Source organism: Sulfuricurvum sp. MLSB, assembly GCF_000747095.1.
Lineage (GTDB): Bacteria > Campylobacterota > Campylobacteria > Campylobacterales > Sulfurimonadaceae > Sulfuricurvum.
In genome coordinates this window covers 5,307-15,952 of sequence record NZ_JQGL01000141.1, presented here as the reverse complement: position 1 = coordinate 15,952, position 10,646 = coordinate 5,307, and the positions used below count along the sequence as shown (strand labels likewise).

Below are 10,646 nucleotides of genomic sequence, written 5' to 3'. Positions count from 1 at the left end.
TGAAGATAGGTATCGTTGGGCTTGGACTGATGGGTGGATCGATGGCGATGGCCCTCAAACACCTCTCGTTTGTCAACTCCGTCGTCGGAAGCGACCACAATAGCGAACACCAGCGCATCGCGCTGCAACGGGGGCTTGTGGAACGGTTCGTATCCTTCGAAGAGCTCAAACGCTCCTGCGACGTCATCTTTTTGGCCGTACCGGTCGACGGCGTCATCGCTTTGCTGCAAGAGTCGATCGACCTCAGCGGCAGCGATAAAACCCTGATCGATTTGGGAAGTACCAAAGCCCTCATCGTCGATGCCGTTCCTTCCTCGATCCGCAGCAATTTCGTCGCCGCCCACCCGATGACGGGAACCGAGCAGTTCGGCCCAAGCGCCGCCCTTGAGGGACTCTATTCCGAAAAAGTCGTCGTTTTGTGCGACCTGGAACACAGCGGCGATACCCAGCGCGACATCGCTTTGCGTATTTTCCGTGCCATCGGGATGCAGGTGCACACCATGGGCGCCGCACAGCACGACCGCCATGCGGCCTTCATCAGCCATATGCCCCACGTCATATCCTACGCGCTGGCCAATACGGTACTGGCGCAGGAAGAAAAAGAGAACATTCTTGCCCTCGCCGCAGGGGGATTTCGCTCGATGAGCCGTCTGGCCAAAAGTTCGCCGGCCATGTGGGAAGATATTTTCCGCCAAAACCGCCAGAATGTTCTCGAAGCGGTCGAATTGTTCGAAATAGAACTCAAAACCCTCAAAGAGGCACTCAAAAACGAAGACTACGCTTCATTGCGCCGCGAAATGAAAGGGGCCAACAAGCTCTACGAGATTTTTTCCTAATACGGATACAGCCGCGTCTTAAACCCTCCGAGCGGCTTCGCCTCCGTTTTTATCTCCTCTTTCGGCGTTTCCGAATCGCTAGGATTCAACGGATCGTCTCCCGAACGCCGACGCTGCATTTCGATCTGTACCCGGGCCTGTTCAAGGTTGAAACGGCGTCTTGCTTCCAATACCGGATCGTCGGTATACACCCTCTTGTACCAATACTCGGCTTGTTTGTAGCGTTGCGCTTTGTAGAGGGCATTGGCACGGTTGTAGCGCACCTGCGCAGAATCGTGGTTACGCTGATAGCGTCCGAATAAATCGGCGCTTTTGGCGTATTCTCCGGCCTCATACGCACGGTTTGCTTCGTGCAGCGTGCGAAAATCGAACATATCGGCTCGCACAGGCGTTTCGGACATCCCCATGATGCCGATCAAGGCAGCGACCGTTACGCTGCGACGGGCGCTCATCGACGAAAGGGCGATCCAGATGAGCAACATCGCCAGCGCCAGCGGGTAAAAGAAAAGAGGCACATGATGTTTGAGCTGCTTGGCTTCTTTGAGACGTTTTATTGCCTGCGCGATCGGCTCGATATCGCTTCGCTCATTCAACAGTGCAAACGGCACGGATATTTTGCTCTCAAAAGCTTCGGAGACGACGATGAGCGCATCAGCTTTCAGCGTCGGATAGAGCGTGTTTATTACGGCTGAGGGATCACTTTCGCGAGCCGTGCGGGGAAGATGACGCACGAGGTACGCCAGAAGCGTGCCGTCGTTGCTCATCGGCGCGATCCGATACACCTGCGTATCGAATGCCAGTACGGCGATCTCTTCTCCCGAAAGGCTCCCGATCAGCTCGCTGCCGAGTGTTTTCATCCGTTCGAATGACTCGGGGTCGCCGCTGCCCGTTTCGATGAGCAAAACCACTTCGGCAGCAGAAGTGAAAGCCGTCTCTTTATCGATCGCGACGGGTTGCGCCATTGCAGCGATCAGCGCCAAAGCGGCGATCAGAAAAAGGCGATTGCGCGCTTTTAATCCCATCGTCGTCTCCGGCGCACGAAGCTTTTCAAGCACCTTCTCGCCGAGCCAATGCGATTGAAGCGGTTTTTGGGTCTGCCAGAAATAAAACAGCATCAGGACGGGAGGAACCATCCAGAAAAAAAACTCGGGGTGCAAAAAGGCAAAACTCATGCAAGCCCTTTCTGATTGCGCCCGTACAAATAGATGAGCATCGCCACAAACCCCAAAAAGAGAGGGTAAACGTAATAGTATTCAAAATAGCGCCCGGCTCTTTGGACAGTGTAGGGCGGATGATCCCGATCAAGCCGCGCGCCCCATTTCGGATCGGTACCGGGCATAACGACGGACGTCTGTATGCCCACCGGCAACGAATAGACAAATTTTGCAGGATCGTCCGAGAGGATCACCGCCCAGCCGCTCCCTTCGGACGAGGTTGTAAAAAAGCGGCTGATTTGCGTGCTTACAGCCCCTTGCGCTTTCTCCTGTCGCACTTGTGCGAGGATGTCGGCAAGCGGCTTGTGCTCGCGGGTCAAGGGAATGATGATCTCCTCTTTGGCCGGAATCCACAACGCAATCCGATCCTGCGGACGCCGCGCTATGAATCGTGCAATCTGCTCCTTCACCCTCAAATCCGCCGACGCGGGGTCCGCTATCAGCAAAACATCGTATCCCCCGGAAGGTACCGTCTCATTTTCGCGGACGGGGGACATCACCGCAATAATCAAAAACGTGATCATCGCCCACTTGGCGATCCAGAGCCACAAGGGGGTTCTCACCTCCGTGCCGCCGAATAAAAAAGGTCTCGGAAAATAGATCGGATTGGAACGAAGGGGACAAAGCGCTTCGCACGCGAGGAAGAAAAAGAGCAAAAAGCCGAGTTTCGGGAACTGAAACGAAAGCCCCTCAAGCATCGATAATCTCGAGGTAGAGGCGATAGTATCCGATCGTCTCTTCATCGATTTGCTCTACGCGGGGTGCGTATTTATACCGCTCCAGCCGATCGAATAGATTATGATACGCTTTGTGCGTCCGCTCGTTGTCGTGCTCAAACATCCGCCCGATTTCGCAGATCGTATAGGCGGCCTTCTTCGAATCGCCCAAATCGATCGAAGCAAGTTTTTCAAACGCGCTCTTACGGGGATCGGGGCGTCGGTTTCGGCGTCGGTTCATCCACCAGAAAAAGAGGCTGAGAACAACGGCCGTTCCTACGAGGAGGAGCAAGATAAAATAATAAAGCGAGTAATCGACGACCTCGACCAAAGGTGCGATGTCGTGTACCGGAATATCGACGGATCGGCTCATAATCTCCCCTCGAATAACCGTCGAAGCGTCACCAGTGCGGCCGCGTCGGTATAGAGTTTCGTCGCACGGACGCCGTCTTTGCGAAAGCGCTCGAACAATGCCGAATCGTGTTCTCGGACCCTCTCTGTGTACCGGCGGACGTTGCGTTCGTTGAAATCCCCCTCAAGGACGCTGCCGGTTTCGGGATCGATGAGGGCCGTAAATCCCATAGCGGAGGGTTTTTCTTCCGCATGGTCACGGACGACGATGGCAACGACTTCATGTTTTTTCGCCAGTAGACGCAGATCGGGAATCTCGAAAAAATCGCCGATGACGACGATCAGTGAGCGGCGTTTAAGCCTCTTGTAGAGGGTAGATGCCATCGCATTATAATCGGCGCGCCGTCCGATAAGCTCGGTTTCCAATACCTTCTCGACGCTTTGGGCGACGGCAAAATGTTTTTTGCTGGAGCGCACTTCTTCTTCCAGCGTTTCGCCGAAATTGATGTGGGTGAACACATCGCCGTTACTGATCGCCGAATATCCCAGCATTGCGACGGTGACGACGGAGAGCTCGCGCTCCTCGCGAAACACTTTGACGAACGGGCGCTGCATCTTGGCGGTGATGTTCCAGTCGATATGGCGGGTGTCGTCGCCGGGGACGTATTCACGCAGCTCGATGAAATCGTATCCCTCCCCCCGAAACATCGAAGGGTTGTTTCCGATCCGATCACCGATGATCTGGCGTCGCGCTTTCAAGAGGATATGGCGGCTTTTTTCCATTCATAAACCTTATTTTCTGCCTCGACAGAGGCAAGCTTCAGTGCCATAGCGGCGAGCGTAGTCGAAGGGATTTTATTCCTTCGGCGTTCCAAACTTTACGGTATAGCTACGGCTTTGATGATTTTTTCGATCAGTTCATCGGCGGTGACCCCTTCGGCTTCCGCTTCATAGGAGAGGACGATACGGTGACGCATCAGCTCCTTGATGATCGCCGCAATGTCCGAAGGGGTCACGAACTCTTTGCCTTTCAAAAACGCTTCTGCGCGGACCGCTTTGAACATGTCGATACTCACGCGGGGGCTGGCGCCGAACTGCAAGTAGCGTTTGATCTCCGCAAGGCCGTAGCGTTCCGGTTCGCGCGTCGCGGTGATCAGATCGATCATGTACCGCTCGACTTCCTCGTCGATGTGCACTTTTTTAACCGTCTCTTTCAGCTCGATCAATGCCTGCGCGTCCATCACGGCATGGATCGCCTCATTGACCCCCGACGCGACGCGACGGGCAATGGAGAGCTCCTCTTCGGGGGTGTTGTAACCCACCTTGATTTTGAGCATGAAGCGGTCCAGCTGCGCCTCTGGGAGCGGATAAACCCCTTCGTTTTCGATCGGGTTCTGGGTCGCCATAACGAGAAACGGCGGCGGCAGTTTGAAACTCTCGTCCCCCAGCGTCACCTGCCGCTCCTGCATCACTTCCAGCAGCGCCGACTGCACTTTTGCCGGAGCCCGGTTGATCTCGTCGGCAAGGAGAAGGTTCGTAAAAATGGGGCCGTGCTTGATTTTGAACGTGTTGTTCTGCGGATCGTACACTTCCGCTCCCAAAATGTCGCTGGGAAGCAGATCGGGGGTAAACTGTACCCGTTTGAATCCAAGACCCAGCGTCTGGGAGAGGGCTTTGACCGTCGTCGTTTTCGCCAGTCCCGGAATCCCCTCGATCAGGATGTGCCCTTCGCACAAAAGTCCGATCAGCAGCCCGTCGATCATCTTCTCCTGACCGACGACCACCTTGGCGACTTCGGTGCGTATTTGATTAATCATAGTGTTCATTTCGATACCTCGTTTGGTGTGTGTAGTGTACTCAATTTCTTTTTGGCTTCACTTAAACCGGCTCGCCCTTCTTCCAGGTCGGCAATCACCTCTTCGTAGCGTTTGTCTCCCGAGAGGGCGAGGAGCATCGCCAGCTCTTTGTGGCTTTTGGCCCCGTCCCAGAACTGTTTTGGACGACGGCGGGGACGACGTTTCCACAATCGGCGCACCGTTTCGCAGAGTAATGCCCCCAGCACGATCAGAGCCGCATACAGGCCGTAGCGCTTAAGCGTCGCGCCATCGCTCAGATCGGGTGGATCGAGGAGCATCTGCGGTTCGTACCCTTCCCCTACTTCCACCGCGAACGCGGAAGTTTTGAGAGTGAGCATTTTCCGTGATGCGGTGTCGAATACGCTCAGCTCAAACGGAGCAATGACGAAATTCTTCTCGGATACGAGGGCGAATTCCTGACGTATCTCCCCGTCAAACCCCTCGCTGGAGGGGGTCAGATTTTTCTGCGGTGCTTCGGCAAACACCTTGACCCCGCTGATGTTGAGCTCATACGGAACGAAACGATCCAAATTCCCTTTTCCGCGAAGATAAAGGCTCAGATGAACCGGCTCATGGGCGCGGACCATGTTCTTGTCGATTTTCGCCTCCAGCGTGATCTGCCCGGTCAGATCGGCGCTGTTCTCTTCAGCGCGTATCCGAACGATCGGCAAAGCAGCACTCTCGTCGATGAAATCGTACCGCTTGACGTTATCGCGCCCGATGGTGGCGTTCTCGATCGAGGCAAACGTCGTATGGCGCACCAGCGCTTTGAGCGCGACGCTCAATTCCCCCGTTTTGAGCGGGGTGATCAGAACGTCGAACGTCTGTATCCGTTTCCCCGACGTCACGCGGTCGCGCTGGGTCAGCACCTCGACTTTGTACGCTTCGGTACTTTTGGGCTTGAAATCAATCGTATATTCAGCGGCACTATCCGAAAAGGTACATTGGTATTGTACGACCCCCGCTTCCTCTACCCGCAGCGATGCGGGCGATTTGAGGACGCTCCATTGATAATTTGCACCGAACACTGCTGCGCTCAGAACCAGCCAAACCGCCAAGAGCCTACCAAGGCTTCGTTTCATGCACACTCCTTTGATTGATCAGTTCGTACTGGCGCGAACTGAGTTTTGCTTTGCCCTGAGCCATAGACAACCGCGCATCTCCCTCGGTTTTTTTCCCTTCGTCTCCTCCGCCGCCGGAAGCCATATCGGTTTGCATGTTGCTCCCGCCCCCTTGTTTGGAGGGTTTGGATTCGCCGGTCGGGGCGTTCTCTTCTTTGGAGAATTGGTCTTTTTTCTCTTTGCGGACGTTCAGGGTCTGCTTCTCCGCCGCGCCGGCAATGGCGCGCAGATTCTCATCAGCCGCTTTCGTGTAGCGCAGGCTCAGCGATTTGAGCAGTGCGTTGCGGGCATTTTCAAACTCCTGCAGCCGTATGTGGCAGTTGCCTATGTTGTAAAACAGCGTCGATTTGAAGAGAGGATCGTTGGAGCGGATCTGTCGGTACAGCGCCAGCGCTTCGGTATATTTACCCGCTTTGTAGAGGGCGTTGGCGCGGTTGTAGCGCGCTTCGTTCCCTTCTACTTTGTCGTACCATGCGGCAGAGCGTTCGAAATTCCCCTGTACGTAATCGGTGTGCGCCAGGTGCAGATACGCAAAATCGAGCACCCCGCCCTGTGCCGAAATACCGATCAGCGCCAGCAGCGGCAAAAAGCGCTTGGAAATTTTTTCTCCCACGGTCGTGAACGCCGCAACAAATGCGAACACCGCGATCAGCAGCGGGATATAAAACAGCTCGGTATAGCGGATGATCGTCGAACTTCCCTTAAAATCGTCCCTGCGTCCTTCCACAATAACGTCGTTCAGCGCACTCATGTCATTGCCCTGGATCACGCGCCCCCCGCCCGCCTCGGCGAGCACGTTGATCGCGTCGTTGCGGGAGGTGACGACGATGTGCCCCTCCTCGTCCTTGAAAGAAGCCTCCTCCTCGGTAGGGATCGTCGACCCTTCCGCCGTCGCCAGCATCACGACATTGACGGCGAGGGCGTTTTCCCGTATGTAATCGGCTTCCTTCTCATACTGCGCCTCATCCCCCCCGTCGGTGAACAAGATGATTGTCGGATGCTCTGCATGCGACATCTTGCGGGAGAGTTCTAGGGCGCTCATGACGCGGGTCCCTTTCGTGATGATCTGCGACTCGTCGAGAGAATCAAAGAGATGTTCGAGCAATTCGCGGTCTTTGGTCAGCGGCGAGAGGACGATCGCACTCGTCGTGAAGGCGATGACCCCGAAGCGCTCTTTGGGGTTGGAGCGGACAACGCTGCGAAGCATCGCCTTGGCCGCTTCGAGACGGCTGGGGGCAAAGTCGGTCGCACGCATCGAATAGGAGACGTCGACGGCGAGAATCACGTCGCTTCCCCCCTCTTCCACCTTGAGCGGTTTTTGCGATACCGCCGGACGGGAGAGGGCGAGAATCACCATCACGGCCGCAAGCACCAGCCACCCCTGTATTCTCCAACCGTACCGTTTGACACCCCATAAATACACTGCGACAGCCGCAAGGGCGATCAGCCACAAAGGCGAGAGAAAAATCATGCTCCCCCCCTTCGGCGCCAGAGCAGATAGGCGATCAGCACCAGAGCGCCGGCCAGAGGCCATTGGTAATAATGTTCTTCGAGCGTATTGCTTTCGCTTTTAATCGACGAGCGCTCCATCGTGTCGATCTCGTCGTACACCGATTGCAGTTCTTTGGCATTGGCCGCCGCGAAATATTTCCCGCCGCCGTCGCGGGCGAGCTGTTCAAGCAGCGCGTTGTCGAACTCTCCCTTGGGGCCGATCCCGATCGTGTAGAGCTTGATTCCGGCTTTTTGCACCATTTCCACCGCCTCTTTGGGAGAGATCGAGCCGCTGTTGTGTTCCCCGTCGGTGAGTAGAATAATGACTCTGGAACGTGCTTTGGAATCCCGCAGCGCCCGCACCCCCATCGCGACCCCCTCGCCGATCGCCGTGTTCTGTCCCGCCATCCCGTGGGAAAGGTAGCCGATCATCTCGGAAACGATCTCTTTTTCGTACGTCACGGGGGTCGCGATAAAAGCGAAATCCCCGAACAGCACGACCCCAACGTTATCTTCGAGGCGTTTCATGACAAAATCCGACGCGATCCGCTGGACGATTTCGAATCGGCTCAGACGGTTCTCGTCTCCGCCGAAACCCGACGCATTCATCGACCCGCTCCCATCCAGAGAGAGGACGATATCGATCCCGTTGCGGTTGCGCGGATCGGCGTAGTCGATCACAATCGGCGTGGCGAGCGCGCCGATCATCAGCGCCGCCGCGAGGGTTTTGAGCAGCCAATCCAGATTGCGCCATTTGCCCGGAGTGCCGAAAAAATGCAGATGGGGAAAGTAGCGCGGTTCTGCAGCGATCTTACAGCGGTAGAGGCAATAGAGGAGCGGAGGGAGCGCCAAAAATGCCCATGCAAAATCAAACGACCAGATATTCATACGGGGATTATACCTTTTACACTGCTGTTTCGGGCATCTATCACAAAAATATCCAAAAGCGACTTTATACGTATTTCTTTCGGTAACAACATTTGAAAACCTACGTCCTTACGACTTCGGATCCTCCCTCACGTATCCGTCCTCAACCCGCAAAATCCGATCAAACAGCGGCAACATCCGCTCATCATGAGTGACCACGACAATCGCTACTTCCTGCTCCGTTGAGAGCTTTTTCAGCAGCTGCATCACCGAAAGCGCCCTCTCCGCATCCAATGCCGCCGTCGGCTCGTCCGCTAAAATAATTTTCGGGTTATTGGCCAGAGAACGGGCAATCGCAACCCGCTGACTCTGTCCCCCTGAGAGCTGAGAGGGCATTTTATCAAGCTTATCTCCGACGCCTAAGTATTCGAGCAACTCCACCGCTCGGGCATTGGCTTCTTTATCGCCAACCCCGTTCATCTGCGGAACCAGCGTCACATTTTCTTGTACGTTTAAAAAAGGAATTAAATTATGCGATTGAAAGATAAATCCGATGTTTTCCCGACGCAATTTCCGTGTATCGCCGACCTGCCATTTTCCCTCATAAACCAATTGGGTGTTCAAATAGAGTTTCCCGCTTGTGGGTTCGGTGATGCAGCCGATCATCGTAATGAGTGTCGTTTTACCCGAACCGCTAGGGCCTAACAATGCCACCGTCTCTCCTGAGTAGATTTCGCAGCTCGCTTCTTTGATGGCCTGAACGGCGCTCTCTCCGCTGCCGTAAGTTTTTTGAAGCCCTTCAATTTTAATAACCGAACGTCTCATTTATCCCCCGATCGCACTGGCCGGATCGATCCGAAGTGCGGTACGGATCCCCGATAACGATGCCAAAATACTCACGATGATAACAACCACCATAAGTTTCAGTGCATCGGCAGGAATTAAAATAATGGTTTTGGGAAAATAATCAGCACTCGCATGGGCGAAAACATTGCCTCCTATAAATGCCAAAATCCCCAGCAGAAGCGATTGCTGGGCGATCATTTTCGTAATTGTAAAATTAGACGCACCGATCAGCTTTAAGATAGCGATCTCTTTCATCTTGCCGATTGTCATCGTGTAGATAATCAGTGAAATGATGACGGAGGAGACAATGAGCAATATCACCGTGAACATTCCGATCTGCTTGGCGGAACGTTCGATCAAATTTTTGGTCAGAATTTCCCCTTGTTCCTCGGCGGTATAAACCTGCTGATGCTTCCATCTGGCAATCTCTTGGGCTATCGTTGCAGAATTGTGCCCCTCGGCGAGTTGCAGAGCAAACGCATTAACGGTATCGATTGACGCCGCATTTCCTCCACGGGCACGGTCATTGCGTATCTGTTCATTGCTAAATAAAAACTGCAATTCCTGTGCTTCATCCAGATCCATATAGATCATCGGATCACCGCCGGAGGAGACCGCTTTATGGGTACGCCCTACAACCCTATAGCTGTTGCGTCCTATCTTGATCCTGTCGCCTAGATTGAAATTGGTTTTTGTGTCGACGATGACCTCTTGATGCGGTATGGCTATCGCTCTGCCCTCAACCAGCGCATAGGGGGTGAAGTCTCCTCCCGCTTCATATCCGAGGGCATAAATACGGATCGGTTTGGTCCCCTGAGTAATCTGCAAGCTCTGAAACGTCAGCGGATACACCTCTTTGACCCCGCTAAACCCGCGAAGGGCATATTTGAGATCTTCGTGAAGACGGGAATTTTCGGCAAAGGGTCCTAACGTATCTTTTTGGACGACCCACAAATCGGGAGCGATATCGTTGGGAACGATCATCGCATCGTGTGCCATACCCCTATAGACCCCGATCATGATAAGTACCACTCCGACCAGCAGCCCTACCCCCAAAGCGGTGGTGACGAACTTCCCCAAAGAGTGGGCTATATCGCGCTGTGCGAGATTGATCATTGCGTTATACCGTTTTGGGCGCTCAGTGCGATACGCGCTTCGACCTGTTCTCCGATATGAAGCGTCTGCGGCAAGGCAAGCAACCGAATGTATACGATTCTCTCTTCGGTGATTCGGTCACTCTCGACTCCGATCCGAACCACTTCGCCGGTATAGGCTTTTTTGCTCTCTGAGCGCAAGGTAACCGTTGCCCTCTGCCCAACTTTCAACGCTCCGCTTTGAGCCTCATCCA

Annotated in this window: 12 protein-coding genes; 1 reads left to right on the top strand and 11 read right to left on the bottom strand. The window is 54.4% G+C overall.

Translation table 11 applies throughout. From position 1 onward, the window contains the following. The coding region (locus JU82_RS10345) for a prephenate dehydrogenase (protein WP_294892838.1) at positions 1-836 on the top strand (836 nt) is incomplete at its 5' end. Here JU82_RS10345 and JU82_RS10340 read toward each other — a convergent pair. The 11 genes from JU82_RS10340 to JU82_RS10290 all read right to left on the bottom strand — a co-directional run. Next, positions 833-2,008 carry a hypothetical protein gene (locus JU82_RS10340; RefSeq protein ID WP_037950298.1) on the bottom strand — a complete coding sequence of 392 codons (1,176 nt, stop codon included), beginning with the start codon at positions 2,006-2,008 and terminating at the stop codon, positions 833-835. The genes JU82_RS10345 and JU82_RS10340 overlap by 4 nt on opposite strands. Continuing rightward, positions 2,005-2,793 (bottom strand): hypothetical protein, encoded by a 789-nt coding sequence (locus JU82_RS10335; protein ID WP_294892837.1) that lies wholly within the window; start codon positions 2,791-2,793, stop codon positions 2,005-2,007. The genes JU82_RS10340 and JU82_RS10335 overlap by 4 nt, the downstream gene beginning before the upstream one ends. After that, positions 2,741-3,139: a hypothetical protein gene (locus JU82_RS10330; RefSeq protein WP_037950293.1), complete on the bottom strand. Its 399-nt coding sequence runs from the start codon at positions 3,137-3,139 to the stop codon at positions 2,741-2,743. Before JU82_RS10330 ends, JU82_RS10335 begins: the two co-directional genes overlap by 53 nt. Further along, positions 3,136-3,900, bottom strand: a complete 765-nt coding sequence (locus JU82_RS10325) for a DUF58 domain-containing protein (RefSeq protein ID WP_294892835.1) — start codon at positions 3,898-3,900, stop codon at positions 3,136-3,138. Before JU82_RS10325 ends, JU82_RS10330 begins: the two co-directional genes overlap by 4 nt. 95 nt (positions 3,901-3,995) lie before the next feature. Next, a complete protein-coding gene (locus JU82_RS10320; protein ID WP_037950291.1) occupies positions 3,996-4,943 on the bottom strand; it encodes an AAA family ATPase in 948 nt (315 codons plus the stop codon). Beyond that, complete coding sequence (locus tag JU82_RS10315; RefSeq protein WP_037950289.1) at positions 4,940-6,055, bottom strand: BatD family protein; 1,116 nt, start codon at positions 6,053-6,055, stop codon at positions 4,940-4,942. Before JU82_RS10315 ends, JU82_RS10320 begins: the two co-directional genes overlap by 4 nt. After that, entirely contained in the window at positions 6,036-7,565 is a 1,530-nt protein-coding gene (locus tag JU82_RS10310) for a VWA domain-containing protein (protein ID WP_037950286.1), read from the bottom strand. Before JU82_RS10310 ends, JU82_RS10315 begins: the two co-directional genes overlap by 20 nt. Next, positions 7,562-8,473, bottom strand: coding sequence for a VWA domain-containing protein (locus JU82_RS10305; protein WP_294892834.1), 912 nt, complete (start codon positions 8,471-8,473; stop codon positions 7,562-7,564). Before JU82_RS10305 ends, JU82_RS10310 begins: the two co-directional genes overlap by 4 nt. Positions 8,474-8,581: 108 nt before the next feature. Next, a complete protein-coding gene (locus JU82_RS10300) occupies positions 8,582-9,277 on the bottom strand; it encodes an ABC transporter ATP-binding protein (protein ID WP_037950283.1) in 696 nt (231 codons plus the stop codon). Next, a complete protein-coding gene (locus JU82_RS10295) occupies positions 9,278-10,414 on the bottom strand; it encodes an ABC transporter permease (protein ID WP_037950278.1) in 1,137 nt (378 codons plus the stop codon). It lies immediately after the preceding gene. Beyond that, positions 10,411-10,646, bottom strand: a 236-nt coding sequence (locus tag JU82_RS10290) for an HlyD family efflux transporter periplasmic adaptor subunit (protein WP_037950275.1), incomplete at its 5' end; no start/stop codon positions are given. The genes JU82_RS10295 and JU82_RS10290, both read right to left, overlap by 4 nt.